This window comes from Streptomyces spororaveus (assembly GCF_016755875.1).
Classification (GTDB): domain Bacteria; phylum Actinomycetota; class Actinomycetes; order Streptomycetales; family Streptomycetaceae; genus Streptomyces; species Streptomyces spororaveus.
The window spans coordinates 8,148,876-8,175,233 of record NZ_BNED01000005.1 but is presented as its reverse complement, the minus strand read 5'-3'; the positions used below and the strand labels follow the sequence as shown (position 1 = coordinate 8,175,233).

Genomic DNA, 26,358 nt, shown 5'->3' with positions numbered 1-26,358 from the left:
CGGCCGGACCGCGCGGGCCTCAGGCGACGGCCGGGCGCTGAGCCGCGAGGCGGGAGAGCTGGGCCTCCCGCAGGTCTTCCCAGGGCGTGCAGTCCTCGGCCGACGGCAGGCCGTTGGCGGCGATGTCCTCCAGGACGGCGGCGAACCGGTCCGCGTCGGCCCGGGTGCGGGCGGCGTACGCGCGCACGGCGTCCGCGGCCGCGGGCTCCAGCTGCTGCCGGGCGGGGTGGGCCGGCTGTTCGCTCATGGGGATCTCCAGGAAGCCGAACTGGCGGTGACTTCACCACGGTATCGCCCGGTCCGGTGGTCCGAGCCCGGTACGTACAAACCGTTCGCCGGCCCGCGGGCCCGATCCGGGCGCGCCAGCCCGTCCAGTGCCGCCCGCGCGGCGGCCTCGCCCTCCTCGTAGGCGCTGGCCCGGGCCTCGCGGACGGCTTCGCGGAGGTGTCGTACGGCCTCGCCGGTACGCCCGACGGCGGCCAGTGCCTCGGCGTGCAGGGTACGCAGGACCACTCGCCGCGGTGCGGCCAGCGGAGGCGCGGCGAGAGCCAGTCCGCGGGCCGCGTGTTCGGCGGCATCGTCGGCCGCGCCGACCGACAGCAGGTGCTGGGCGAGATGCTGGTGCGCCAGGGTGGCGGTCTCGGTGAGGCCCTCCCGCTCGGCCAGGGCGAGGGCCTCGGCCAACAGGCCGCCGGGCCGCTCGCGGTCGCCGTGCCGTGCGAGCGCGACGGCCAGGTTGATCCGGGCGACCGCCTCCCCGGCGAGGTCCCCCGCCAGGACGGCGAGACCGGGGGCTCGTTCCAGCCGCGCCAGGGCCTCCTCGGGCCTGCCCTCCTCGGACAGCACCCAGCCGAGCAGCGCCGACGCCCGGGACTGGGCCGCCGGATCGCCGTCCAGTTCCGCGGAGGCCAGGCCCTGTTCGAGCAGCGGCACCCAGCCGTCGCGCACCTGCCACACGATGAGCGGCCACTGGAGCAGGACGAGCCGCCAGGCCCGGTCGTGGAGGCCCGCCGCGACGGCGGCCTCGAACGCCCCGCGCAGGGTGCCGCGTTCGGCGGAGTACCAGGCGAGCGCGCCGGCCCGGTCGCCGAACCGGCGGATCTCGGCCGAGCGCCGGGCCCCGGGGGCCGGGCCGCAGCACGGCTCGCCGCCGGGCTCCGCGGCCGCGCATGCCGCGAGCAGGGTCTGCACCCAGTGGTCGAGCAGCCGCAGCAGCCCGGCGGGTTCGTGATCGGGTGCCAGGCTGCGGGCGTAGAGGCGGACCAGGTCGTGCAGCACGTACGCCCGTGGGCCCGTCTCGACGACCAGTTGGGCCGCGGCCAGCTGATCGAGCGCCTGGGCGGCCCGGGACGGGGTGCAGTCGGCGAGCGCGGCCGCGGTGCCGGTGTCGAGCGCGGCACCGGTGAGCGGGCCGAGGTGGTGGAACAACCGCCGTGCCGGTTCGGGCAGTTGCCGCAGACTGAGGCCGAGCGCGGCGGCGACGCCGGTGTCCTCCGCCTTGAGCAGGTCCAGCCGGTGCTGCTCGTCGGCGAGTTCACCGGCGAAGGAGGCCAGACCCCGGTGCGGGCGGGTGGCGAGTCGGGCGGCCGCGACGCGCAGGGCGAGCGGCAGTCCGTCGCACAGCCCGGCCAGTCGCGCCGCTGCCTCCGGCTCGGCGGCCACCGCTTCCGGGCCCAGCACGGCGGCCAGCAGTGCCGTCGAGTCGGCGGCGGGCAGCGCGCCGACCGCCACCGGGCGGGCGGCGTCGGTGGCCACCAGGCCGTCGAGCCGGTCACGGCTGGTGACGAGGGTGACGCACTCGTCCCCGCCGGGCAGTAACGGGCGGATCTGCTCGGAGTCGGCGGCGTTGTCCAGGAGGACCAGCAGCCGCCGTCCGGCGGTCAGTTCACGGTAGCGGGCCCCGAGGGCGGCGGGCGAGCCCGGCATCCGCTCGACCGGGACGCCGAGCGCGAGCAGGAACTCGCGGAGCACGGCACAGGGGTCGCGGGCCGGGGTGGGGCTGAAGCCGCACAGGTCGGCGAAGAGCGTGCCGCCGGGGAAGTCGGCGCGGCGCCGGTGCGCCCAGTGCACGGCGAGCGCGGTCTTTCCGACGCCGGCGCTGCCGGTGAGGGTGACGACAGGCCCCGCTGCCGCGGCCGTGACGCGGTCGAGGGTGGCGAGTTCGTCCTGGCGGGCGATGAAGCCGCGCGGCCGGCGGGGCAGCAGTTGGGGCGCGTCGGCGGGCCCTGCGACGGCCGGCTGCCGGGCGCCCGCCGGGCGGACCGTTCCGGCGGCGGCCCGGGCGTCGGCATGGGCGTGGGCGTGGGTGTCGGCGTCCGTGCGCAGGAGGGTCCGGTACGCGTCGGTGAGCACCGCTGCGGGGCCCACGCCCATCTCGTCCGCGAGCAGCTTCCGCGTGCGGTGGTACCGGTCCAGTGCGTCCGCCTGGCGTCCCGCCCGGGCCAGGGCCAGCATGAGCTGGGCCACGAGCTGCTCCCGCAAGGGGTGTGCGGCGGCCTCGGCGTGCAGTACGGACGCGGCCGCGCCGTGGTCCCCCAGGTGCCCGTACGCGCGCGCCAGTGTCTCCACGGCTGCCAGCCGCAGCTCCTCCAGCGCGTGCGCGGGGGCTTCCAGCGGTGCGCCGTGCACGGTCCCGGCGAACGCCGGCCCCTTCCAGAGCCCCAGTGCCGCACGGAGCACGGCCACGGTCTGCGCCGGGTCCGAGCCCTGCCGGACGAGCCGGAGGGATTCCTCGAAACGGTGTGCGTCCACGAGTTCCCCGGGCAGGCACAACCGGTACGCCGCTCCCTGGGTGAGGAGTTCCACGCCGTGTGCCGCCGCGCCGTGCTGCGCGAAGACCGCCCGGAGCCGGGAGACATGGCCCTGCAGCACGGTGCGCGCGTGTTTCGGCGGCTCCTCGTCCCACAGCGCCTCGGTGAGTCGCTCGACCCCGACGGGCGTGTTCGGATGGGCCAGCAGCATGGCCAGCAGGCTCCGGCGTTTGGCGGGGCCGAGCGGGAGCGGGACTCCGCCCGCCGTCGTCACGCAGACCGGCCCCAGCACGCGGAACTGCACGAACCCCACCCTCGTCGATCCATACCGCTTCGTACCGTTCTGCTCACTTGGTGACAGCCCCCGCCCGAGGATAAGTCGGATTGTTCCGGCGGTACGAGTGCGCCCTCGGCCAATCGTGGACGGGCGCGGCGTTAGCGGGCCGTTAGAGCATCGTTGGCGGCCGCTGGAAGGGTTCGGAGCGTCAAGCCGTTCCGTCGTTCCGTCGTTCCGATTGGGGAGTATCCACATGACCTCGGCCATGCTTCGCCGGTCCGCCCTCGCGGTCACCACCCTCGCGCTCTCCGGGGCCGCCCTCGTAGGTGTCACCGCCGCCCCGGCGCAGGCGGCGGCGCCCGCCGCCGCCGGCTTCTGCCACGTGTCCGGCCTCGGCGGTGACTACATCTGCGAGTACGGCGAGGCCTGGATGACGTACCCGGCCGGAAACCGGCAGGTCTTCATCGTCGGCACCGACTTCGCGGTGTGGACCCGCTGGCAGTACGCCGGGGGCTCCTGGAGCGAGTGGACCTCCATGGGCGGGACCGTGCGCAGCGGGGTCCGCATCGAGGGCAACAACACCTGGAACCCGACCATCTCGATCGTCGGCATGGACGGTGAGCGCTGGTCCCGGCACCGCCTGAACAGCGGCAGCTGGACCCCCTGGCAGAACTGACCCACGCGCCATACGGGCCGCCGTCCGCCGATCCGGGGAGAGAACGGTACGCCCGCGACGGGGGTGTCCCTGGCACGGCGGCCGGCGCCCCCACCCCCACGTCCGACCGCCGCGCCCGTCGTGCCGCCGTGCCGTCGTGCCGTCGTGCCGTCGTGCCGTCGCGTCAGAACGCGTAGAGGGCGTTGCCGTTCAGGGTCGCGGACATCACGCACGCATTGCGGAAGGTGTGCTTCCACTCGATGCGGTCGCCCTGCCACACGCCGTCCGCGGTGATGGTGACGGGGTCGGAGCGCCTCGGGCACGCCCGGCCCGCATCCGGGGCGGCCAGCAGTCGGTCGAGCTCGCCGCCGGTGGCGTTGAGGGCGTCGCACGCGGCCCTGGGGGCGGGGTGCGTGCCCTCGGCTGTGTAGGCGCAGCTGAGGACGACCGCCCGCAGGGCCGTGCCCGTGGCGGCGTCGCCCCCGTGGGCGATGGTGAGGACCATGGCGGAGGGCCCGGACAGGCCGGCTCCGGGGCTCGCCTGCGCCAGGCCCGCGGTGCCGACGAAACAGAGGAGAGCGGCGGCGGACACGGTGGCTAAGCGGTGACGCATGGAAGGACTCGCTTTCGATTCGAAGGCCTTTGGGCGCACCAGAACTTGCATGTGGCGCTCAACTGGGCCAGAGCCTGCCAGGCATGAAGGTCCGTCGCACATGGGCGGTCGATTTACGGACAGCCCGTTCGCATGCCGGTCGCCCGGGGGGAGTTCGCGCGACTCCCGCCGCCCTCCCGCAGGCCCGCGGCACGCGGGAGGGCCGCACTCCGTCCCGCGTGACGCGACGTGCCGTACCTGCTGCCCAGGTGGCGGACACGCCTGGTGCGCCGAACGGCCCGTCAGGGTGACCGGATCGCTGCGGTGCCTTGCCCGCCTCCCGGATCGGACCGGTCCGCCGGTCTCAGCCGGCCTTCAGCCGGTCTTCAGCCGACGGCCGATCTCCTCGGTCATCCGGCGCTGGAGTTCGGCCAGCTGCTCGTTCGTGTAGCCGGTGAGATCGCCGGGATCCCCCGGGGGCTTCGCGTCCGCCTGCTGCCGTTTCTGCTGCTCCCGGCGCGCCAGTTCCTGTTCCTCCGGCGATCCCGGCACCACGTACGCGCACCGGATGAGCGCTCCGTCGGCGGCCTTCAGGCAGGTCGCCTCACGGCCGCCCACCTGGCCCTTCCCCTCCACCCGGTAGCGGACGTTCTGCTCGCTGCCGACGGTCGCGGTCCACGTTCCGCCCCCGGTGGGCACGACCTCGAACACCTGGTCGTCGTTGTAGCAGCAGACGTCCCGGTACTCCGCCTTGATCAGGGCGACGAGCGCCTTCGGGGACGACCACGCCGGGTCGAGGCGGTGGACGGTCATCGGGGCCAGCCCGCCGCCCTGGTGACGGGTGGGCACCGTCGACACGGCCACGACCGAACTGGCCTCCCCCTGCGGCGTGAGCGGGGTGACGTACGCGCTGCGCCCGGGCTCCTCGCCGTACCGCAGGGTGAACTCGGACTCGTTGCCCTCGTTGGCGCCGTCCTCGGAGGCGTCCCATCCGCTGCGCTCGAACCACCAGTCGCTGAAGCCGCCCACCGCGGCGGTTCCTTCCCGCTGGCGGGCGGCCAGGCTGATCGGATAGGACGGGCCGGGGACGGCGGCGGTATCGGTGGTGACGGTGAGCTTTCCGGTCCGGCCGTCGTAGAGCGCGACCCCGGCCGGCCGCTCGGTCACCACGAGGATTCCGGTCTGCCGCTTGAGCGGGACGACCACGACCGGTGTGCCGTTCGAGCAGGTCACGTAGGCGTCGTCGGCCTCGAACCGCACCCAGCGCCTCTCGGCCGAGATCTTCCTGCCGAGATTGTGGGTGAACCAGCCGCTGATCCGCGCGTCCGCCCGTGACACGTCGAAGGGGCAGCGCTCCTGGCTGCGGCTCTCACCGCCGAGGGGGACGTCCTGCACGAGGCCGACCTCGTACCCGGCCAGCCAGCCGCGCCGTTCCACCAGCGTGGCGAACCGGTCCGAGTCGGGCAGGTACGTGATGTCCGAGATCTCGCCGGTCACATCGCCCAGATGCGGGGCCGCCTGTGCCTTGCCCGCCACATACGGCACCCGGGCCGCCAGAGCGGGTACGGGCTCGGTCACGACCTGCGCGGTGGCCATGTACGCGCGGTCCTGCAGGTACGAGCCGTACACCAGCCAGCCGACGGTGAGGCCCAGCCCGACGACGGCGCCCAGGCATCCGAGGACGACGGCGGTGTCGCCGCCGCCCGTGCCGTGCCCCGCCCGCCGCCGCAGCCATCCCACCAGCAGCCGGCCCACCAGGACCGCCGCCGCGGCCAGCAGGGGCAGGGCGAACCAGGCGAAGAGCTTGCGCAACTCCCAGACCGCGATCGTCGTGTAGTACGAGGCGTACCAGAGTACGAACCCCACCGGCAGAACCACGATCCCCACGCGCAGTGCCCGACCCATCAGCGCCCCCCGCCCCTCGGCCCTACGTCACTGCGTCCGATTCTCCACGCCCGACGGGAACGTGTCACCGGATTGCGCGGACGGCGGCGACGTGCGGGACCGGCGGACGGGATGGCCGTCGTGACCTCCGGTGAGCCAGGAGCCGTCGCCCAGGGGGGTCCCCTCGTACGGGTTGGTCACACCGAGGGTGATCTCGCCGCCGGGTGCGCCCGTGCGCCCGTCGACCAGGTGGTGGCGGAACCACTCCTCCTCGGCCTCGTCGCCCGCGCGCGGCCGGAACACCGCTCCACCGCCCCGAGGGTGTGAGGGTCCAGCACGTAGGCGTGGATCACCCCGTCGCGGTGGCGGGTGACGACCTTCGGCGGCTGTTCCTCCGGAAGCCGGGCAGGAGTCATCTGCCGAGGCTGACGCCCAGCTCAGGCCGGACGGCGGCCGGGGCCGGTGCGCTCCGGGGGTCGGCCGGGCGGGGTACGAAGACCGGGGAGTCCGACTGGTAGAAGAGGTCGATGTCGGCCTCCTCCCCGCCGACGATCAGGGTGTCCCAGGCGCCGCTCTCCCGCAGGGTGCGCAGGGTGGCGGGGGCGATGGAGGAGAGGTGGGAGCGGAGTTCCGCGTCCGTGGGCAGGCCTGGCAGCCGGGACTCCAGCCGGTCTCGGATACCGGCCATCCGCTCCAGCAGCGCGTCCAGGTCACTCCCGTCCGCGCCGGCGCCGGTACCACCGCCGCCGTCGGCACCGGCACCGGCACCGGCCTCCGTGCTGCGCGCGATGACGTCCTTGATGGCGCGGGTGACGCCCTGGTCGTCGGTGGTCACCATGGCGTTCCAGGCCCGGCTCTTGTGCCGGTACTGGAGCATGGACATGGCGGCCTCGTGGCGGATGAAGTCGGCATCCCGCAGCGGCCTGCCCTGCCAGGCGCGGCTGAGCGAGCGGGCGAGCGAACTGGCCGAGGCGAGGCCGCTGTTGAGGCCGCGGCCGGGCCAGAAGTGGATGGCGTTGGCCGCGTCGCCCAGCAGGAAGCCGAAGGTACCGGGGCTGGTCGCGGTCGGCCGGTACAGCTGCGCGGTGAACCGCGGGCGCTGCACCATGTCCAGCCGGAACGAGGTGATCGCCGACAGGTCCTCCTCGGCCACGCCGAAGAGGCCGAGGCCCTGCCGGATCTCCTTCCACAGCGGGGAACCGCGCAGCAGGGCGGGCAGGAAGAGGGTGCCGTGGGTGGGGCAGCGGAACTCGCCGTCCTCCTGCTGCCGGCTCATCAGGCAGGGGCGGGCGGCGATGCACTCCTCGAAGACGTGACGCACCGGGTCGATGCCGATGACGTTCCTGGCCTCCTCCCGGGTGAGCCGCATGTTCAGGAAGCCCTCGCCGCGCAGCGAGTTGAGCAGGAAGCGGTTCTGCGACACCGTGAGCAGCACGCTCATCGGGTCCGGCAGCCTCGACTTGACCCGCAGTCCCAGCACGACGTCCTGAAGGTGTTCGCCGTCGAGGGAGTAGATCGAGGCGTCCGCCGCGCCGAAGCGGTCGGCGTAGTGCTCGCGGGTGCGGGAGCGGCCGCCCTCGCAGACCACGAGGACGTGTTCCCGGGTGAGCCGGTTCTGCTGCTCCGTCACGTCGAAGCGCTCGGGGACGAGACGGATCGCCGGCCGCCGGCCGGCCAGTTCCAGGAGCCGGTCCTCGATGTGGGCGATCCGGATGTTGCGGGGCGGGTGGCCGTCGACCGAGTCCGGGCCGACGGGCCACATCTCGGAGTAGGCGCCGTCGTCGCCGAACAGGGCGCCGAGGACCTCCTCGGAGAGGGCGAGGTACTGCCGGCTCTGGACGGTCACCACCTGCTGGCGGCGGAAGTTGCCCTGGGTCTCGTCCTTCCAGACGACCGCGGAGCCCTTTCTGGTCCAGCGCCCGTCGTAGAGGGTGATGGCCGTCCGGCCGGGCAGCATCTCGTCGAGCGCCAGGGCGAAGGCGAGGCCGACCGGGCCGCCGCCGGTGACGGTGACCCGCAGCACGCCGGGGTCCGCGGTGGCGACCCGGGGGACGTCCAGGAGGGAGAGGTCCATGACCGTCTCCATGGAGTCCTGCGCCTCATAAAGGAACGTTTCATCGCCGATCCGGATGCAGTCGTTCGGGCGCAGCACATGCCGGGTGACGCGCTGGCCGTTGACGTACGTGCCGTTGCGGCTGTCCCGGTCGTAGAGGACGAACCCGGGGTCCTCCGTGAGGATCTCGGCGTGCAGCCGGGAGGCGCTGGGACTCACGATCACGACGCCGTTGTCGCTCTTGCGCCCGAAACTGAGGGGCTCGCCGCCCAGGACCACGCTCTGCCCGGTGAACGGACCCGTGCGCCCCACGATGACCGATGGCACTCCACACCCCTTGAAAACGATGCCGCTGATTTCCCGTACGCCAGCAACACGCCATCGAGAACGTGTTCGGTTCAACCATTTCTGAGAATCTTTTGAGTCCCCCTGAACCGGGTGTCGGGGCCGTACGTGATGTTCGCGTCGGCTGGCCATCAGAGGGAGAACCGCCCCCATGTACAACGAAGATCCCGAGACCGTGACGGAGACCGCGTTCACGGCCACCACCGCAGGCGCGGCCGCGGGCACCACCACGAACCCGGTCACCGCCGTGGCCGCGCCGGGTACGGCAGGCGCGGAACGGCTGATCGCGGGCCGCTACCGGCTGCTGTCCCGGCTCGGCGAAGGCGGCATGGGCACCGTGTGGCGGGCCCGCGACGAGACCCTGCACCGGGAGGTCGCCGTCAAGGAGGTACGACCACCGGCCGGGCTGGGGGCCGGTGACATCACGCGGATGTACGGCCGGCTGGAGCGGGAGGCGTGGGCCGCGGCCCGGATACCCGACCGCAACGTGGTCACGGTCCACGACGTGGTCATGCAGGACGACCGGCCCTGGATCGTGATGGAGCTGATCCGCGGCCGATCGCTGGCCGAACGCTTGCGGGCCGAGGGGCCGCTGACCCCACGCCAGGCCGCACACGTCGGCGCGGAGGTGCTGAGCGCGCTGCGCGCGGCCCACGCCGTCGGGGTGGAGCACCGGGACGTGAAACCGGCGAACGTGCTGCTCGCCGAGGACGGGCGGGTGGTCCTCGGCGACTTCGGCATCGCGATGGTCGAGGGCAGCACCGCCCTCACCATGACGGGCGAGCTGGTCGGCTCCCCCGAGTACCTGGCGCCGGAGCGGGCGCTGGGCCGCCTCTCGGGCCCCGAGTCCGACCTGTGGTCCCTCGGCGTGCTGCTGTACGCGGCCGTGGAGGGGCTCTCGCCGTTCCGGCAGGACACCGCGCTCAGCACCCTTCGGGCCGTCGTGGACGAGGAACCGCCGGTACCGACCCGCGCCGGCCCGCTCGCCCCGGTGATCGCCGGGCTGCTCCGCAAGGAGCCCGCGGAGCGGACCCCCGCCGCCGAAGTCAGCGCGTCCCTGCGGGACATCGCCCACGATCCGGGTGCCACCACGAGCGCGGCCGGCGTCCTGGCGGCCCCCGGGGAGCCCGCCGCGGTCGCCGCCCCGCGCCGCAAGCGCCGTACGGCGGCCTTCGTCGCGGCCGGCACGGCCGCGTGCGTACTGATCGGCGGCGGGCTCGCCTACGCGTTCGCCGGTGACGGCGACGGTGACGGCACCGCCCGTGGCGCGGGCGTACAGGTGTCGGTGGTGGGCGCCAACACGGCCTACACCGGCGGCTGTCCGATCCCCGAAGGCCGGGCCCCGGCCTTCACCGCGACCTTCACCGCGTCCGAGCCGACGCTGATCTCCTACCGGTGGGTGTCCGGCGACGGCTCGGTGGTGGATCCGCACTGGCGGACCCTGACGGTCGGGGACAGGGACAACCCCGAGAGGCACGACACCGTGCGCCTGTCGGCATACGCGAAGACGGGCACCCTGACGACCGGGATGGCCGTGGAACTCCAGAGCCCCGTCCGCTCCACCTCCAACCCGGTCCCCTTCTCGATCACCTGCACCGGCTGACCCCGCAGCGGCCCGGCGCGCGGTGGGCGGACCCCGGCGGTGGGCCGTTCCGGTGGTCCCGTACGCGGGTTCGCGTCCGGAGCGCGAGGGGTACGGCGGCCTTCCCGGGTCCGGAGACCATCCTGAGGGTGCCGTGCGGCCCCGCCGCTCCCGCCACCCCCCGATCCCGGCCCGCCGGGAAGCTACGGAGACCGATGTCCCCGACCGCCGCCCCCGAAGCCACCGCCGCGGCCCTGGTACGCCGCCCCCAGCTGTGGCTGGTCCCCACGATCCTGACGGGGCTGCTCGCCCTGCTGCTGTCGCTGCTCTACATGGGCGGCATCGTGAACCCCAACGCGGAACTGCGCGACCTGCCCATCGCCCTGGTCAACGAGGACACGGGCAAGCCGCCGCCGGGACAGCAGCGGAACCTGGGTACGCAGATCACCGCCGCGATCGCCGCCGACCCCGCGGGCGGCAAGGCGGACTGGCGCGAGCTGACCCTCGCCCAGGCCCGTGACCAGCTCGATTCCGGCAAGGTCTACGGCGCGCTGGTGGTCCCGGCCGGCTTCACCGACTCCGTCGCGGCGCTCCCCACCTCCGGCGCCACGAAGCGGCCCGCCATCACCGTGCTCACCAACCCCGGCAAGGGCAGCCTCGGATCCTCGCTGGCGAGCCAGATCACGACGCAGGCCGCCCACCGGGCGTCCCGCACCGTCGGCGAACAGCTCACCGCGGCCGCCGGCGCCCAGGCGAGCCCGACCGCGAAGCTGCTCCTGGCCGACCCCGTCGAGGTCGTCACCCAGGTCGGCCACCCGATCGGCGCGCACAGCGGACTCGGTCTGACGGCCTTCTACTACACCCTGCTGCTGGTGCTGGCCGGATTCATGGGCGGCAACGTCATCAGCAACGGCGTCGACACCGCCCTCGGCTACGCCGACAACGAGATCGGACCCTGGCACACCCGCCGCCCGACGGTGCCGATCAGCCGTACCCAGACGCTGCTCCTCAAGATGCTGATGACCGCGGGCATCACGCTCGTCAGCGTCTCCCTGGTGATGCTGGCCTGCGTCGGCATCCTCGGGATGGACGCGTCTCACCTGCCCCTCCTGTGGGTCTACTCCTACTGCGCGGCCCTCGCCGTCGGCCTGGGGGTGCAGGCCATCAACGCCGCGTTCGGCGGCATCGGCCAGCTCGTGTCGATGTTCGTGTTCATCGTGCTGGGTCTGCCGTCGTCGGGTGCGACCGTCCCGCTGCAGGCGGTCCCCGGCTTCTACCGCTTCCTCTCCCACTTCGAACCGATGCGCCAGCTCAGCGACGGAGTCCGCGCGATCCTCTACTTCGACGCCCGCGGCGACGCGGGTCTCACCCGCTCCTGGATCATGATCGCGGTCGGTACGGTCCTGGCCCTGCTGTTCGGCTTCGCCATGACCACCTACTACGACCGCAAGGGCCTCAAGCGGCTCACGCCGCAGCCCGCCTGAGCACCCGCGGGGCCGCGCGCACATGTCCGTCCCGCCTCCGGGTACATGAGCCGGTGAGAACCCCAAGGAGGCGTCATGTCCGCGTTGTTGACCCGAATCAAGCAGTTCGCGCGCGGCCCGCAGGGCCGGCGGGCGGTCGCATCGGTCCGGCGGGCCGCCGCCGACCCCCGCAAGCGCGCGCAGGCCGGCCGGCTGCTGAACCGCCTGCGCGGGCGGCGGCACTGAGGCGTCCGGCCGGCCGGCAGAGCTCAGGCGGGCCTGCCGTCGACGTACGTGGCGACGACCTCGACGGCTCCGATCCGCGAGGGGTCGACCCGCCTCGGGTCGTCGCCGAGGACCGCCAGGTCCGCGCGCCGGCCCGGGGCCAGGGTGCCCGCCTCGTCGTCCCAGTGGCAGGCCCAGGCACCCGCCACGGTGTAGGCGTGCAGGGCCTCTTCCACCGTGATGCCTTCGCCCGGCCCGATGAGGCGGCCGGAGGCGGAGGCCCGTTCCACCATGAACTGGACGGCCCGCAGCGGTGACCCGTCGGTGACGGGGCGGTCGGAGCTGCCCACCAGGGTGACGCCGTGGTCCAGGAATCCCCGCCCCCGGTACATCCAGGGGGCCCGCTCCGGACCCATCACGGCCGCGTAGTCGTCGCCGAAGGAACGCAGGAAGTTCGGCTGGACCACCGCGCTCACGCCGAGCCGGGCGAAGCGCGCCAGCTGGTCGGGGCGGATCAGACCGGCGTGTTCGATCCGGTGGCGGGCGGTGGGCCGGGGGCGCAGCCGCTGGGCGCGCTCCAGGGCGTCCAGAGCCAGGTCGGCGGCGCGGTCCCCGATGGCGTGCACGGCGAGCTGCCAGCCGGCGAGGTGCCCGTCGACGATGACGCCGGTGATCCGCTCCGGGCTGTCCTGGAACTCCCCCGCCTGGTCCGTTCCTTCGTAGGGGCGGGTGAGTGCGGCGGTACGGGCCATCATGCCGCCGTCGGTGTAGACCTTGAGCGCGCCGAGGGAGAGCCAGTCGTCGCCGAAGCCGCTGCGCAGGCCGAGGTCCAGGGCGCGGGGGATCCCGTCGGAGGCGTGCGCGGCCACGGGCCGCAGGGTGTCGGCGGACGCCATGAGCTGGACCCGCAGCGGCAGCCTCCCCTGGTCGCGCAGGAGTTGGTAGGCGCCGAGCTCGACCGGGCTGTGGCCGAGCAGGCCGCCGCCGATGCCCGCCTCGGCGCAGGCGGTGACGCCTTCCGCGAGGCAGGCGCGTCCGGCGTGCTCGACTGCGTCGGCGATCTCCTCCTGGGCGTAGGGCAGCCGCAGCCTGCGGGCGGCGGTCATGGCACTCTCGGCGAGGAAGCCCTCGCCGTGGGCGAGTTCGCCGGGGAGCAGGTCGAGGACGGTGGTGTTGACGACGCAGCCGTGTCCCGAGTCGTGCAGCATGAACACCTTGCGGCCGTCGGCGACCTTGTCCAGTTCGGCGGCGGTGAGGTGGCGGCCGAGGGACCGCTGGTCGTAGCCCCCGATGTCCACCCACGCGCCCCGCGGCTTCCGGGCGGCCGCCTCCGCGACGACGGCGAGCACGTCCTCGACGCGTTCGCAGGGTGCCACGCTGGGGGTGGTCCCCTTGAGTCCGGCCCAGGCCAGGTGCACGTGGGAGTCGATGAATCCGGGCAGCACGGTGGCGCCCTGGAGGTCGACAACCTCGCGGGCGGGCAGTGCGGTCACGGCCTCGTCCAGGCCGACGATGCGGCCGTGCCAGATGCCCAGGTCGTGGGCGACCGGGTGCCCGGGGTCCATGGTGAGGAAGGTGGCGTTCGTCAGCCTGGTGCAGAGCATGGATGCGGGTCCTCAGGGGGTGGGCGCCGGGCGGGAGGCCGGTACCGGTACCCGGCCGTGCGCGACGATGGACTGGAGGATCTCGCCGACCCGGACGGCGGTGTTGGACAGCAGGGAGGACGTGATGCCGTGCGTGTGTTCCGTTCCTCCCTGGAGGTAGATGCCGCAGCGCAGTCCGGGATCGCTGACGACACGGTAGTCGCGTGCCACGCGGACGCGGCCGAGGCCGTCGCGCCGGCAGTACTTCTCCACGTCCCCGAGCAGTCCGAGGCCGTCCGCCGAGCGGTATCCGGTCGCGTAGACGAGCGCGTCGGCCGCCAGGGCCTCCTTCTCCCCCGTGACCAGCGATTCGACGGTGACGCGTACGTGGTCGGGGGTCTCGGTGACGTCCGCGAGCCGTGACACCTTGAGGAAGCGCAGCCGTTCGGTCCCGAGGACCTTCTCCTGGTACTCCTGCCGGTAGAGGTCGTCGATCAGGTCGATGTCCACCACGGAGTAGTTGGTGTTGGCGTGGTACTCGATCAGCTTGCGCTTGACCTCCTCGGGGGCGGTGAAGTACTCGTCGACCGCCGAGGGGTCGAAGATCCGGTTGGCGAAGCCGCTGTCGTCGGCGGGGCTGTAGCCGTAGCGGGAGAAGACGGCGCACACCTCGGCCCGGGGGAAGGTGCGGTGCAGGAAGGCCACGTTCTCGGCGGCGCTCTGACCGGCCCCGACGACGATGAACCGGGAGGGGTCCGCGCCGCCCAGCGCGGCGACCCGCGTGAGGAGTTCCGAGGTGTGCCAGATCCGCTCGGTACGGTCCACGCCCTCCGGCATCTGCGGCCGCAGGCCGGTGCCGATCACCAGGTTGCGCGCCCGGTGGACCACGAGCTCGGAGCCGGAGCGGGCGGTCACGTCGACGTACTCGACCGCTCCGTCGCGCAGGACGGGGCGTACGGCGACGACCTCGGAGCCGTAGGAGACCATGTCGTCGACCTTGGCCGCGGCCCACTCGAAGTAGTCGTGGAACTCGACCCGGAGCGGGAACAGGTTCTTGTGGTTGACGAAGTCGATCAGGCGGCCCCTGCTCTGGAGGTAGCAGAGGAAGCTGTACTCGCTCGCCGGATTGCGCAGTGTCACCAGGTCCTTGAGGAAGGACACCTGCATCGTGGCGTCGTCGATGAGCATGCCGCGGTGCCAGCCGAAGCGGGGCTGCTGCTCGAAGAAGTGGGCGGTGACCGCCTCCTGCGGTCCGACGCCGGCGTTGTGCTCGCTGAGCGCGATCGCCATCGCCACGTTCGAGGGGCCGAAGCCGATGCCGATGAGGTCGTGGATCAGTGGCGCATCATCGGGCAGATCCTGTGACATGTCACTCCCAAGCGTGCGGGGGCAGCCGATTGTCATGCATGGGGGGAACCGGGGGCAGGGCACGCCGAAGGAGCGGAACCCGAGGAGAACTTAGGCAAGGCTAACCTGACATGATGGGCCTGTCGATGGGCACATCAGATCGAGCCTTCCACGATTTCGAGCCGAACCGTCTTCAAAAAAGGGGCCGTTGCGCACTTAGGTAAGGCTTGCTTTACTCATTTTGAAATCTGTCGCCGCTCCAAGGAGGAACCCCATGCGGGTCGTCATGTTCGGCTATCAGACGTGGGGGCACCGCACCCTGCAGGCGCTGCTGGAGTCCGAACACGATGTCGTTCTGGTCGTGACGCACCCGAAGAGCGAGCACGCGTACGAGAAGATCTGGAGCGACTCGGTCGCCGACCTCGCCGACGATCACGGGGTCCCGGTGCTCATCCGCAACCGCCCGGACGACGAGGAGCTGTTCACTCGGCTCAAGGAGGCGGAACCGGACATCATCGTCGCGAACAACTGGCGCACGTGGATCCCGCCGCGCATCTTCAACCTGCCCCGGCACGGCACCCTCAACGTGCACGACTCGCTGCTGCCGAAGTACGCCGGCTTCTCCCCTCTGATCTGGGCCCTGATCAACGACGAGCCCGAAGTGGGCGTCACCGCTCACCTGATGAACGACGAGCTCGACGCGGGTGACATCGTGGTCCAGCGCGCCGTGCCGGTCGGCCCGGCCGACACCGCCACCGACCTGTTCCACAAGACCGTCGACCTGATCGCCCCGGTCACCGTGGGCGCCCTCGGCCGGATCGCGGCCGGCGAGACCGACTTCACCCGCCAGGACCGGTCGCAGGCCAGCTTCTTCCACAAGCGGTCGGCCGAGGACATCCGCATCGACTGGAACTGGCCCGCCGAGGATCTCCAGCGACTCGTCCGCGCCCAGTCGGCCCCCTACCCGGCCGCCTTCACCTTCCACCGCGGCAAGCGTCTGGAGGTACTGGCCGCCGTCGTCTCCGAGGGCCGGTACGGGGGCACGCCCGGCCGCGTCTTCTACCGCGAAGGCGAAGGCGTCGTGATCGTGGCCGGAGCCGATGCCCGCACCGGGCGCAACCACGGCCTCGCCATCACCCGGGTACGCACCGAGGACGGCGCGGAGATGCCCGCCACCGACTACTTCACCACCATGGGCGGATACCTGACCAGCCGCTGAGCCACGGCCTCGCACCGCCTGCCGGGGCCTACGTTTGGCCCCCGGCGCGCCGGGCATCCGCGTGGCAGGGGCCGATGGGGCCCGGATGGAGGCGAGCCATGTCGAACAGCATGCTCATCACCGTGATCGTCATCGCCGCGGTCGTGGTCGTCGCACTCTGCGTCGGGCTGTGGATGATGTCCCGCCGACGCCGCTTGCAGCAGAGGTTCGGACCCGAGTACGACCGCACCGTGGACGCCGCAGGAGGCCGCATGTCGGCGGAGCGCGAGCTGCGCCGCCGCGAGGAGCGGCACGCCGACTTCGAACTCAAGGAACTCCCGACGGAGCGGCGTCACCAGTACGCGCAGGAGTGGAGCGGCGTCCAGGAGCGATTCGTGGACCGGCCGGAGGGCTCCGTCGGCGATGCCGACGAGCTGATCACGCGACTGATGCGCGAGCGCGGGTATCCCGCGGAGGGATTCGACCGTCAGGTGCGAGATCTCTCGGTCGAACACGGACGGACCCTGGAGCACTACCGCGCCGCGCACGACGTCAAGGTGCGCAGCGGTACGGGCCAGACGACGACGGAGGAACTCCGCGGAGCGATGGTGCACTACCGCGCGCTCTTCGAGGAGTTGCTCGACGACCAGAGGAGCAGGTGACCATGCAGAACCGAACGGACAGGGAAGAGGACCGGACCGCCGGTGTCGAGCTGACGACGGAGGACATCGCGAACCCGGGGACGGCGGCGCCCGCGCCGGACACCCGGCTCGACGCGGAACGGCAGGTACCCACGTACCCGGGTGAGGCGACGGCTGACATCCGGGGCGGCGACGGCAGCGCCACGGAGGAGGAGACCCGGGGACACGAGGGCACGCAGCCCCCGGCAGCGGACGAACCGCTGCTCGGCGGCGAGGAGGCGGAGGGCTACCGCAGGTCGTGGAGCGAGATCCAGGGCCGGTTCGTGGATGATCCGCAGGAGGCGGTCAAGTCGGCGGACGCGCTGGTGGCCGAGGTGATGCAGGCGCTCGCCCAGACCTTCTCGACCCGCAAGCAGGGCCTGGAAGGCCAGTGGGACCAGGGCGAACAGGTCGCCACGGAAGAGCTGCGGCTGGCGCTCCAGCAGTACCGCTCCTTCTTCGACCGCCTGCTCAAGACCTGAGGCCGCACCGCCCTGAGGATCCGCCGCTGTGCGGATCCTCAGGGCGGTGCGGCCCGGGGCCGGAAGTGATGCAGAAACGCTGCATGTTGCCCCTGGGGCAGCGTCGCGGGAAGGGTGGGCGCCCTCACCGCGGCGTGTCCGTTTGCTTTCCGGTGCGGTCCGTGGCCCCTCTTGGGCATCGGGCCCACGGGACCTCGGGCCGTCCTCCGTATCTGCTTCAGGAGCATCATGCGCACCTCGCCACGATCCGCCCGGTGGCTGGTGCCCGCGCTCCTCCTGGCGGTCTGGCTCGGCATCGGAGGGAGCCTCGGCCCTTACGCGGGCAAGCTCGGCGAGGTCTCCACCAACGACCAGGCCGCCTTTCTCCCCCGCAGCGCCGAATCCACCAGGGTCGCCCAGGCCCAGGGCTCCTTCCGGCAGGAGGAGTCGCTGCCGGCGGTGGTGGTCTGGACCACGGACGGGGCCACGCGGGTGACCCCGGCCGAGACGGCCTCCGCGCAGGCCGCACTGGCCGGGCTGGCGGGCCGGCCCTGGATCGCGGGTTCGCCCTCCCCCGTCGTCGCGTCGCGCGACGGCAGGGCGATGCAGGCGGTGGTCCCGCTGAACCCCGCGCTGGGCGACGAACTGCCCTCGGCGGTCGCCGAGATCCGGGAGGCCGGCTCCCGGGTCGCGGCCACCATGTTCCACGTGACGGGACCGGCGGCCACCCGGGCCGACCTGTCGGAGGCCTTCGCCGGTATCGACGGGCTGCTGCTGGGCGTGGCGCTGGCGGCCGTCCTCGTGATCCTGCTGCTGGTCTACCGCAGCGTCCTCCTGCCGCTGTTGATCATCATGGGGGCGGTGTTCGCCCTCTCCCTGGCATGCGCGATCGTCTACGCCCTGGCGAGCGCGGACCTGGTCAGAGTGGACGGGCAGGTCCAGGGCATCCTCTCGATCCTCGTCATCGGCGCGGCCACCGACTACGCCCTGCTGCTGACCGCCCGCTTCCGTGAGGAACTGGGCCACGTCGACGACCGGTACGCGGCCATGCGGGCGGCTCTGCGGCAGTCCTGCGGTCCGGTCGTGGCCAGCGCCGGCACCGTGGCCCTGGGCCTGCTCGCCCTGTTCCTCAGCGACCTGACCAACAACCGGGCGCTCGGGCCCGTCGGGGCGATCGGGATCGTCTGCGCGGTGGCGAGCGCGCTGACCTTCCTGCCGGCGGCGCTGGTCCTGCTGGGGCGCAGGGCCTACTGGCCGGCGCACGTCACCACCTCCGGCAGCAGCGCCGCAGGGGTCTGGAGCCGGATCGCCACCCTGGTCAGCGGGGCTCCCAGGCGGGTATGGGCCATGGCTCTGGCGGGTCTCCTCGCCTGCGCCGCGTTCGCGCCCGCGCTGCACTCGGGCGGTGTTCCGCTGGACGAGATCTTCGTGAACGAGGCCCCGTCGGTCACGGGGCAGAAGGAACTCGGGCGGCACTTCCCGGGAGGGGCCGGCAATCCGGCCGTCGTGATCGCCGCCGCCGACCGGCAGACTCAGGTACGCGAGCGCGCCGCAGGAACTCAGGGCGTGGACTCGGCCGTCGTGCGGGGCGAGAAGGACGGCCTGGTACGGATCGACGTGGTGCTGAAGGACCCGGTGGACAGCGCGGCGGCCAAGCGGACGGTGGTCAGGCTCCGCGGGGCGGTCCATCCGGTGCCGGGCGCGGGGGCCCTCGTGGGCGGCTACACCGCACAGGCCCATGACACCCAGAAGACGGCCGAGCGCGACCGCGAGGTCATCGTCCCGGTGGTGCTGGCCATCATCCTCGTCATCCTGGTGGCCCTGCTGCGCTCGCTGGTGATGCCGCTGCTGCTGGTGTCGACGGTGGCCCTGAACTTCTTCGCCACCCTGGGCGTGTCCGCCCTCGTGTTCCGCCACGCGTTCGGGTTCAGCGGGACGGACTCGTCCGTGCCGCTGTACGGGTTCGTCTTCCTCGTCGCGCTGGGAGTGGACTACAACATCTTCCTCATGTCACGGGTCCGCGAGGAGTCGCTGCGGCACGGCGTCCGCGAGGGGGTGGTCCGGGGGCTGACGGCCACCGGCGGAGTGATCACGTCCGCGGGCGTGGTGCTGGCCGCCACGTTCGCCGCGCTGGGCGTCATCCCGTTGGCGTTCCTCGTGCAGATCGCCTTCATCGTGGCCTTCGGTGTCCTCCTGGACACCCTGGTCGTGCGCTCGCTCCTGGTTCCCGCCCTGGTCCTGGACATCGGCCCCGCGGCCTGGTGGCCCGGCCGGCTGAGCCGCCGCCCGAGCTGAGGTCCGGGCAGGGGTGACGGCGATGGCGCGGTCACCCCGTCCAGTGCACGCGCCCGAGATGGATCAGGCGGAGCTGGGCGCGGGCGGTGCGGGTGGCGGCCGACCAGTCCTCCCCGCGGAGCGAGGCGGCCAGGAACGCCGACGCCGTCATGAACATGTGGTCCACCAGCAGCCGGGACAGCATCGTCACGTCGTCGGCGTCCCAGCCCGCGCTCACCGGATCGGCCGCGAGCGCGCCGCCGATCTCGTGGGCGAGGAAGTCGAGTTGCCCGGCGATGGCCTCGCGCACCGCCGCAACCCCGCCGTGGCGTTCGCGGACCAGGAAGCGCACGTGCGCGGGCCGGCCGCGCACCAGGTCGGCGACGAGCCGCACCACGGCGTCGCCGCGCCGGTCGGCGTCGCCGGTCGCGGCGAGGATGCCCCGGACCGTCTCGTCCAGGCTGGCCAGCGCCTCCTCGACCAGGGTGGTCCCCAGCTCGTCCATGTCCCGGAAATGCCGGTAGAAGGCGGTGGGGGCAACTCCGGCGGCCCGGGTCACCTCCCTGAGGCCGAGGCTGCCGAGGCTGCGCTCCTCCATTTCGGACAAGGCCGCGTCGAGGAGGGCGCGCCGGGTACGGCGGCGCTGGTTCTCACGAATGCCGGTGTGCGGACTCATGACGCGAAGTCAACCGCGTCACAGTTGTGCGCCGCCAGCATGAGGGCAACTGAACTGGGTAGTCAGTGAACAACTGTTACCTGAATGGAAGGACGTCTCATGCTCTTCCTCGTAGGTGCGTTGCTGGTGCTCGGCGTCGTCCTGGGCGCCGTCGCGCACGTACCCGGGCCCGTCAGCGTGGTCGCCGCTCTCGCCATCGCCCTCTGGCTCGCCCTCTTCGCCACACGCGAGCGACTCGCGGGCCACCGCCGGGGAGGTCTGCGATGAGCCGGCGGACCGAATCCGGTACCCGGGCCCGTACCGGAGGCGGGACGACCCCGCCCCGCACGCGTACCCGTACGCCCCGCACCCGCACCCGTGACGCCGACGCGATGGCCGTCACCGCCTTCGTGCTGGGTCTTGTGGGCCTGCTCGTGATGAACCTGATCCTCGGTCCGACCGCCGTCGTACTCGGCGCCCTCGCCCTGCACCGGCACACCACCCGGCCCGGCCGGGCCCGCCTGGGCATCGCTCTCGGCCTGGCCGACCTCGCGATCCTCGCGTGCCTCGTCACCGCCGACGGGACATGGTCGTGGAGCCTCACCTGAGAGTCCCGCCACCGGGCGCGGCCGTGGCCCGTACGCCCGCAGAAAGCGCGACGGATCCCCCGGCACGAACCATGATCGCTACCGGTAGGGTGATGTGGAAAGTCCCTTATGCCTGCCGTAGTTCATCCCACACCGAAGCGACGCGCACCTGTGAACGAGACAGACCGAGCACCCATCGAGGACACCCTCTTCGGTGCGATCACCGTCCGCCAGGACGGGCAGATCCGCCTTGAGGTCGACGGCGAGGCGATCCCCGGCGTGACCCTGGAGCGCGACCCGGCCACGGAGGCGGACCCCCAGATCGCCATCGGCACCCGCGACCCGGCGCACCTCACGATGCGGGTCGGCGGCGCGACGGCCCGGCTGCTGCCGGCGAAGGGCCGGCTGAGCAGGCACTCCTACCGGGTGGAGGTCAAGTACGACGGGGCGGACTACCGCCTGGTCCCGGACTCCGTACCCAGCAGCCGCCTGACCCGCGACGGCGTGCACCTGGGCGACTTCTCCTCGGACGGTGACGAGACGGTCATCGCCGAATGGCGGGAGGACCGCGAGATCAGGCCGGCGGACGCGGCGATCGGGTACGCGCTGGCCTCGGCGTTCGGCACGGGCGCCCAGCCCATGTGGATGATGATCGTCGACGGCGTGACCGGCGCACTCCCTTAGGCCGTTTCCGGCGGATCATCCGATCGCCCCCTGTGTGCGCCCCGGATCCACCCGGGCCGTCAAAGCTCTTCCGCGGGCGCTTCAGGGTGAAGGTGAGGGCGAGGACGCGTGCGGTGCCAGGCTAGGCCGTGCTCTGGGTGAGGCGTCGCGTGTGCGTGGTGGTGGGCGTGGGCCGGTCCGGCTCGGGGGCGGTTTCTCGAGCCAGGCCGTGGAAGGTGGCGAAGACCAGACGGTCGGTCTGGCCTTCGACGCCTGCCCTGTCGTCGATGTGCACGAGCCCGTCGATGAGCAGGACGGCCAGGCCGTGGATGGCGGCCCAGACGACGAATTCGGCGCCCGGGCGGGCTCCCGGAGGCAGGTGCCCCGACTCGGTCAAGCGGTCGAGTTCCCTCGTGAGCACGTCGTGCGGGTGGGGTGAGATGGCGGACTGCGCCGTTGTGGCGCCGCCGCGGAAGACGAGCCGCGCGACGGCCGGGTCCTCGACGGCCCAGGTGACATAGGCGCGCCCGCATGCGGCGAGACGTTCGGGACCCTGCTCCTGCGCCGCCTCCACGGCGTCGCGCAGGCGATGCCCCAGCCGGGCCAGCACGATCTCGGACAGGGCGGATACGAGTGCGTCACGCGACCCGAAGTGGTGGTAGGCCGCGCTGGGGCTGACACCGACCCGCGCCGATGCCTCACGCAGCGACCAGCCATCGGCCCCCCGCTCCCGTACCAGGGTCTCTGCCGCGTCGAGCAACGCGCCGCGCAGGTCCCCGTGGTGATATCGCTCCTTCGTCATGACTTCATCTTAACTCTGCTCAGATCGGGTGTTACAGTCGCGGCCAAGATCTCAACATTGCTCAGATTCGGAGTTGTGTCATGTGCGCCACCGACCCCGCGCCCCTCACTTCCGACGGCGCGCCGGATGTCCTGCGCAGCCCCCCGCCCGTCGTGACGGGACCTCCCGTCGAAGTGTCCGAGGGCGTTTTCGTCATCCCGGACCAGCGCGTCGAGTTGGTCCCCAACGTCGGCATCGTCCTCGGGGAGAAGGCCGCGCTGGTCATCGACACCGGCCTCGGCCCCCGCAACGGTGCACTGGTGCTGGAGCAGGCCCGGCGCCTGGCCGGCGGCCGCCACCTGTACTTGACCCTCACCCACTTCCATCCTGAGCACGGCTTCGGCGCGCAGGCGTTCAAGGGCGCCGCCACGATCGTCTACAACCGCGGTCAGCGCGCCGAACTTCGGCGCAAGGGGGCCGGCTACCTCGACATGTTCAAGGGCCTGAGCCCCGCAGTCGCCGCCGAACTCGAAGGAGCCGAACTGGTCGACCCCGATCTGGTCTACGAGGGCGAGGCAGAGATCGACCTCGGCGGCCGTACCGTGCTGCTGCGCGAGGTCGGTCCCGCGCACACTCGGTCCGACCAGATCGTCCTGGTGGACGGCCGGGTGCTGTTCGCCGGCGATCTGCTGGAGACCCGTATCTTCCCGATCGCCCCGTACTTCCCGCCCCACGACACCGATGTGGACGGCGAAGGCTGGATCGGCGTGCTCGACCGGCTCGCCGCACTCGCCCCGCAGACCGTCGTTCCCGGCCACGGCGAGGTCACCGACGCCTCGCTCATCCACGACGTCCGCGACTACCTCGTCTACGTCCGCGACGAGGCCCTGCGGCTGCGCAAGCGCGGCGCCACCGCCGACGAGACGGCCGCCACCGTCGACGAGAACGCCCGTACCCGCTGGCCGTCCTGGGAACGCCCCGAATGGATCGGCCTCGCCGCCCGCGCCTTCTACGACACCGGCGCACCGGTCTGAGGCTTCGGAGCGGCGGGCGCGCGGGAATCGCACGGTGAGACCCCGCAGCGACCGCTTGCGATCCCCCCTGGTCCCGCAACCCCGCCGATGATGCGCGGCGCGCTCGGCCGTGCCGCGCGGGCAGGAAACCAATCCGCCTCCACGAGAGGACGTCACTTGATGTCCGGCCTTCCCCATGTTCTGAGAACCTCCTGGTTACGGCCCTTCCCCCTGGGCGGCAACCGTCGTCCCAGCGGTCTGATCGCCGCCGGTCTCACGATCGTCCTGGTCGTGTGCGGCCTGCTGGCCGCGCCTTCGCAGGCGAGCGCGGCCGAACCCGACCCGCCGCGGGCACTGCCACAGAACGCCACCGCCAACGATGCGAAATGGCAGCCTGCCCTGGATTACGACACGGACGGTTGCTACAGCGTTCCGGCGATCGGGCCCGACGGGACCATCGCTCAGGGCCTCGACCACAACGGCACGACCGCTTCGGCGCATTGCCGTGACCAGTCCGACCTGGACAACAGCAACGCCTATGCACGTCAGCGGTGCAATTCCGGCTGGTGTGTCTACCTCTACGACTACTACTTCGAGAAAGACGTGGCGACCGAGCTCTGGCAGGACGCCGGCGGCCACGTCCACGACTGGGAGCACATCGCCGTCTGGGTCCAGAACGACCAGGCGAAATGGGTCTCCGCGTCCCAGCACGGCAACTACGAGATCAAAGCGGCTGGCGACGTCCTGTGGGACGGTACCCACCCCAAGCTCGTCTATCACAAGGACGGCGCCTCCACGCACAACTTCCGCTTCGCGTCATCAGGCGACGAGCCGCCGGAGAACCACTACCACCGGTGGATACGCTCGCCTCTGGTGTCGTACAACGGTTTCCCGCGCGGGCTGCGCGACAAGCTCTTCGCCCACGATTTCGACCACGCCACGATCGCCATCAAGGACTCGAGCCACCCGGGCGATCTCAAAGGCGCCATGCCCTTCTACGTGACGACCGAATGCAAGTCCAACTCGCAAGGCGGCACGACCTGTAGCGAGATCAAGAACCCGATGTTCCCGTTCGACTACAGCCGCGACGAGAACGCACCGGGCGACCCCAACCCGCCCGTCGAGCCACCGGAACCGCCGCGGCCCACCGATCCGCTCAAGGTGATGGTGGTGGGCGATTCGATGACGCAGGGCCATGAGGGCGACTGGACCTGGCGATACCGGCTGTGGCAGTGGTTCAGGGACCAGGACGTATCGGTGGACTTCGTGGGGCCGTACACGGGAACCATGCCGCCCGAGGCCGCGTCGGCACCGCAGCCTCCCCCGCTCCAGGGCAAGCAGCAACCGGTCACGGGACCGCCACGGACGTCCGGCGGGTACGCCAAGGGCGCGGAGGAGTTCGACAGTGACCATTTCGCCGTGTGGGGAAGGCAGGCGGCCCAGGACAAGACCCTGATCCGTGAGCAGGTCAAGAAGTTCAAGCCGGACCTGCTGCTGGTCGGGCTCGGGTTCAACGACATGGGCTGGTTCGTCAGCGATGCGAACGGCACGCTGGCGAGCATGAAGGCGCTGGTCGACGAGGCCCGCGCCGCCGATCCCGACCTGAAGTTCGCGCTGGCCAACGTCCCGCAGCGCACCAGGATCGGCGGACGGGACGACCTGATCGCCAACACCGACACCTACAACCTGCTGCTGAGCGACGCGATCTCGCAGTGGAAAACCGGCCGGTCCCCGGTCGAGCTGGTCGACTGGCGCGGGGAGTACTCCTGCGAGCCGGACGGATGCCCCGCCGGTTACGACGGCCTGCACCCGAACGCGCTGGGCGAATACCAGATCGCCCGCGCCTTCGAGAAGACCCTGCACGACCGCTACCACCTGGGCACCTCCGTACCGGCCGTCCCAGCGGACATGCCCGCCCGGGCGACACCCGTGCCGGGCAACGTCGTCGCCTCTTCCGAGGACAGCGGCATCAAGGTGACCTGGGACGCGGTCTACGGGGCCATCGGATACCAAGTCCGCTACCGGCTGGTCGGCGTGACCGCTTGGACCGACTTCCCTGTCTCGGTGAACCGCTTCGACACCACCTGGACCGAGGACGGAATGGAGTGGGAGTACCAGGTCCGCACCGACAACGGCGGCAGGGTGAAGTCGGACTGGTCGCCGACCGTCAGGGCCACCGCACATCCCAAAACCGCTCCACCGCCCGTGGGCATCGTCACCACGGCCACGGCGACCGGCGTCGATGTCGTGTGGGGCGCACCCACCGGCCCGTACACCGACACCATCGACCGCTACCAGGTGATCACCTTCGACAAGGACACCCCGGGGGCCTTCATCGACAGCACCTCGGTCACCGGCAAGTCCGTCCACATCGACGGCCTCACACCCGGCCACCACTACGCCGTTTCCGTCGTGACGTGGAATGCCGCGGGCGGCGGCCTGCCGGGCGCAGGGCGTGCCGTCACCATCGGGGCGGGAAGCCCGCCTGCGCCTGGCGGCCTCCAGGTGACCTCAACCGACGCCACCACGGTGCAACTCACCTGGTCGGGTTCCCCGCAGGCGGCCGGATACCGCGTCTGGGTCCGCAACATCAACAACGGAAGCCAGTCCTCCGCCGACGAGTTCATCGTCGACACCACGCACCGTGACATCGCGTACCTCTTCCCCGGCACCTGGAACTACGAGTTCTGCGTCACCGCCGTCAACGGGACCCTGGAGTCCGCGAAGTCCAACTGCGTCGTCGCCCCCCATCCCGCGAGCGGCTAGGGCGTGTCCGCAATGGCCGGCAACGGCCGTCGGCCGGGGCCCCCTTTGACGGGCCCCGGCAGCGTGCTGATGTGCTCGCACGATCGTGGAATCGACCGCGACGACCCAGTCCAGGCCGTCTTCGGCGTCGGCCTGGGCGAGCAGAGCCGTGAACACCCTTCGCCCAGGTGCCGTCGGCGGCCCAGCCCGAAGCCGGTTGTGGACGCCCTTCCATGACCCGAAGTGCCCGGGCAGGTCCATCCACGGCGTCCCGGTGCGGTACTTGATCGCGATCGCGTCAAGCACCTGACGGTGATCCCGCCACCGCCCACCCCGCTTCGGCGTCCGATCCTGCAGTAACGGCTCGATGCGGGCCCACTGGGCGTCGGTCAACGACACACGTCAACCAACGATCGGATGATCCTCAGGAATCGGACTGGGCCGTGTCCGCACAGTAGCGCCGGCCGCCCGAAGGGCGGGCCACGCGGCGTCTGGCGCCGTGCATCGCAAGGCGGAGGGCCGTCCGTGTACTGGACGTACTCGGA

At 71.9% G+C, this 26,358-nt stretch carries 23 protein-coding genes and 1 pseudogene; 13 read left to right on the top strand and 11 right to left on the bottom strand.

What is annotated here, in order from left to right:
* Window positions 1–19 precede the first annotated feature (19 nt).
* Window positions 20–247, bottom strand: coding sequence for a hypothetical protein (locus Sspor_RS39365; RefSeq protein ID WP_202203402.1), 228 nt, complete (start codon window positions 245–247; stop codon window positions 20–22).
* Window positions 244–3,054, bottom strand: a complete 2,811-nt coding sequence (locus Sspor_RS39360; protein WP_237404241.1) for an AfsR/SARP family transcriptional regulator — start codon at window positions 3,052–3,054, stop codon at window positions 244–246. The genes Sspor_RS39365 and Sspor_RS39360 overlap by 4 nt, the downstream gene beginning before the upstream one ends.
* A 226-nt stretch (window positions 3,055–3,280) precedes the next feature.
* Here Sspor_RS39360 and Sspor_RS39355 point away from each other — a divergent pair, with 226 nt between their 5' ends.
* Complete coding sequence (locus Sspor_RS39355; protein ID WP_202203401.1) at window positions 3,281–3,703, top strand: DUF8189 domain-containing protein; 423 nt, start codon at window positions 3,281–3,283, stop codon at window positions 3,701–3,703.
* Window positions 3,704–3,866: 163 nt separating this feature from the next.
* Here the strand turns inward: Sspor_RS39355 and Sspor_RS39350 are convergent, their stop codons facing one another.
* The 4 genes from Sspor_RS39350 to Sspor_RS39335 all read right to left on the bottom strand — a co-directional run bounded on the left by Sspor_RS39350 (window position 3,867) and on the right by Sspor_RS39335 (window position 8,538).
* Window positions 3,867–4,295 carry a subtilase-type protease inhibitor gene (locus Sspor_RS39350; RefSeq protein ID WP_202203400.1) on the bottom strand — a complete coding sequence of 143 codons (429 nt, stop codon included), beginning with the start codon at window positions 4,293–4,295 and terminating at the stop codon, window positions 3,867–3,869.
* Between the two features lie 354 nt (window positions 4,296–4,649).
* Window positions 4,650–6,140 (bottom strand): hypothetical protein, encoded by a 1,491-nt coding sequence (locus Sspor_RS39345; protein WP_237404240.1) that lies wholly within the window; start codon window positions 6,138–6,140, stop codon window positions 4,650–4,652.
* Between the two features lie 66 nt (window positions 6,141–6,206).
* On the bottom strand, window positions 6,207–6,461 hold the full coding sequence (locus Sspor_RS39340; RefSeq protein WP_202203398.1) for a hypothetical protein: 255 nt from the start codon (window positions 6,459–6,461) through the stop codon (window positions 6,207–6,209).
* 109 nt (window positions 6,462–6,570) lie between these two features.
* The gene (locus Sspor_RS39335) at window positions 6,571–8,538 is read right to left on the bottom strand and encodes an FHA domain-containing protein (protein ID WP_202203397.1); all 1,968 of its coding nucleotides are present in this window, start codon (window positions 8,536–8,538) and stop codon (window positions 6,571–6,573) included.
* 169 nt (window positions 8,539–8,707) lie between these two features.
* Here Sspor_RS39335 and Sspor_RS39330 point away from each other — a divergent pair, with 169 nt between their 5' ends.
* The 3 genes from Sspor_RS39330 (at window position 8,708) to Sspor_RS39320 (ending at window position 11,847) form a co-directional block, all read left to right on the top strand.
* Window positions 8,708–10,159 carry a serine/threonine-protein kinase gene (locus tag Sspor_RS39330; RefSeq protein ID WP_202203396.1) on the top strand — a complete coding sequence of 484 codons (1,452 nt, stop codon included), beginning with the start codon at window positions 8,708–8,710 and terminating at the stop codon, window positions 10,157–10,159.
* Between the two features lie 194 nt (window positions 10,160–10,353).
* A complete protein-coding gene (locus tag Sspor_RS39325) occupies window positions 10,354–11,622 on the top strand; it encodes a YhgE/Pip domain-containing protein (RefSeq protein ID WP_202203395.1) in 1,269 nt (422 codons plus the stop codon).
* Window positions 11,623–11,697: 75 nt separating this feature from the next.
* Window positions 11,698–11,847: a hypothetical protein gene (locus Sspor_RS39320; protein ID WP_202203394.1), complete on the top strand. Its 150-nt coding sequence runs from the start codon at window positions 11,698–11,700 to the stop codon at window positions 11,845–11,847.
* Between the two features lie 23 nt (window positions 11,848–11,870).
* On the opposite strand, the gene Sspor_RS39315 is transcribed toward Sspor_RS39320, so the two are convergent.
* Both Sspor_RS39315 and Sspor_RS39310 read right to left on the bottom strand, forming a co-directional pair.
* Window positions 11,871–13,430 carry an amidohydrolase gene (locus tag Sspor_RS39315; RefSeq protein ID WP_202203393.1) on the bottom strand — a complete coding sequence of 520 codons (1,560 nt, stop codon included), beginning with the start codon at window positions 13,428–13,430 and terminating at the stop codon, window positions 11,871–11,873.
* 12 nt (window positions 13,431–13,442) lie between these two features.
* A complete protein-coding gene (locus Sspor_RS39310; RefSeq protein ID WP_202203392.1) occupies window positions 13,443–14,777 on the bottom strand; it encodes a lysine N(6)-hydroxylase/L-ornithine N(5)-oxygenase family protein in 1,335 nt (444 codons plus the stop codon).
* Window positions 14,778–15,030: 253 nt separating this feature from the next.
* Between Sspor_RS39310 and Sspor_RS39305 the strand changes: the two genes are divergently transcribed.
* The 4 genes from Sspor_RS39305 (at window position 15,031) to Sspor_RS39290 (ending at window position 19,390) form a co-directional block, all read left to right on the top strand.
* Window positions 15,031–15,975, top strand: a complete 945-nt coding sequence (locus Sspor_RS39305) for a methionyl-tRNA formyltransferase (protein ID WP_202203391.1) — start codon at window positions 15,031–15,033, stop codon at window positions 15,973–15,975.
* A gap of 98 nt (window positions 15,976–16,073) precedes the next feature.
* Window positions 16,074–16,616, top strand: coding sequence for a hypothetical protein (locus Sspor_RS39300; RefSeq protein WP_202203390.1), 543 nt, complete (start codon window positions 16,074–16,076; stop codon window positions 16,614–16,616).
* A 2-nt stretch (window positions 16,617–16,618) separates the two neighbouring features.
* Window positions 16,619–17,116 carry a hypothetical protein gene (locus Sspor_RS39295; RefSeq protein ID WP_202203389.1) on the top strand — a complete coding sequence of 166 codons (498 nt, stop codon included), beginning with the start codon at window positions 16,619–16,621 and terminating at the stop codon, window positions 17,114–17,116.
* 228 nt (window positions 17,117–17,344) lie between these two features.
* Window positions 17,345–19,390 (top strand): MMPL family transporter, encoded by a 2,046-nt coding sequence (locus Sspor_RS39290; protein ID WP_202203388.1) that lies wholly within the window; start codon window positions 17,345–17,347, stop codon window positions 19,388–19,390.
* A gap of 31 nt (window positions 19,391–19,421) precedes the next feature.
* Here the strand turns inward: Sspor_RS39290 and Sspor_RS39285 are convergent, their stop codons facing one another.
* On the bottom strand, window positions 19,422–20,045 hold the full coding sequence (locus tag Sspor_RS39285) for a TetR family transcriptional regulator (protein ID WP_202203387.1): 624 nt from the start codon (window positions 20,043–20,045) through the stop codon (window positions 19,422–19,424).
* 99 nt (window positions 20,046–20,144) lie between these two features.
* Here Sspor_RS39285 and Sspor_RS39280 point away from each other — a divergent pair, with 99 nt between their 5' ends.
* From Sspor_RS39280 to Sspor_RS39270, 3 genes are all read left to right on the top strand, one after another.
* Window positions 20,145–20,312: a hypothetical protein gene (locus Sspor_RS39280; protein ID WP_202203386.1), complete on the top strand. Its 168-nt coding sequence runs from the start codon at window positions 20,145–20,147 to the stop codon at window positions 20,310–20,312.
* Window positions 20,309–20,632, top strand: a complete 324-nt coding sequence (locus Sspor_RS39275) for a DUF4190 domain-containing protein (protein ID WP_237404239.1) — start codon at window positions 20,309–20,311, stop codon at window positions 20,630–20,632. Before Sspor_RS39280 ends, Sspor_RS39275 begins: the two co-directional genes overlap by 4 nt.
* Before the next feature lie 150 nt (window positions 20,633–20,782).
* Window positions 20,783–21,295, top strand: a complete 513-nt coding sequence (locus tag Sspor_RS39270; protein WP_202203385.1) for a hypothetical protein — start codon at window positions 20,783–20,785, stop codon at window positions 21,293–21,295.
* Between the two features lie 121 nt (window positions 21,296–21,416).
* Here Sspor_RS39270 and Sspor_RS39265 read toward each other — a convergent pair whose 3' ends face one another.
* The gene (locus tag Sspor_RS39265; RefSeq protein WP_202203384.1) at window positions 21,417–22,076 is read right to left on the bottom strand and encodes a TetR/AcrR family transcriptional regulator; all 660 of its coding nucleotides are present in this window, start codon (window positions 22,074–22,076) and stop codon (window positions 21,417–21,419) included.
* A gap of 80 nt (window positions 22,077–22,156) precedes the next feature.
* Between Sspor_RS39265 and Sspor_RS39260 the strand changes: the two genes are divergently transcribed.
* Together Sspor_RS39260 and Sspor_RS39255 are read left to right on the top strand one after the other, a co-directional pair.
* A complete protein-coding gene (locus tag Sspor_RS39260; RefSeq protein ID WP_202203383.1) occupies window positions 22,157–23,089 on the top strand; it encodes an MBL fold metallo-hydrolase in 933 nt (310 codons plus the stop codon).
* 159 nt (window positions 23,090–23,248) lie between these two features.
* On the top strand, window positions 23,249–25,834 hold the full coding sequence (locus Sspor_RS39255; protein ID WP_202203382.1) for an NPP1 family protein: 2,586 nt from the start codon (window positions 23,249–23,251) through the stop codon (window positions 25,832–25,834).
* Between the two features lie 39 nt (window positions 25,835–25,873).
* Here the strand turns inward: Sspor_RS39255 and Sspor_RS41700 are convergent.
* A pseudogene (locus Sspor_RS41700) lies at window positions 25,874–26,212 on the bottom strand (IS5 family transposase); the annotation flags it as partial.
* Between the last annotated feature and the right edge of the window lie 146 nt (window positions 26,213–26,358).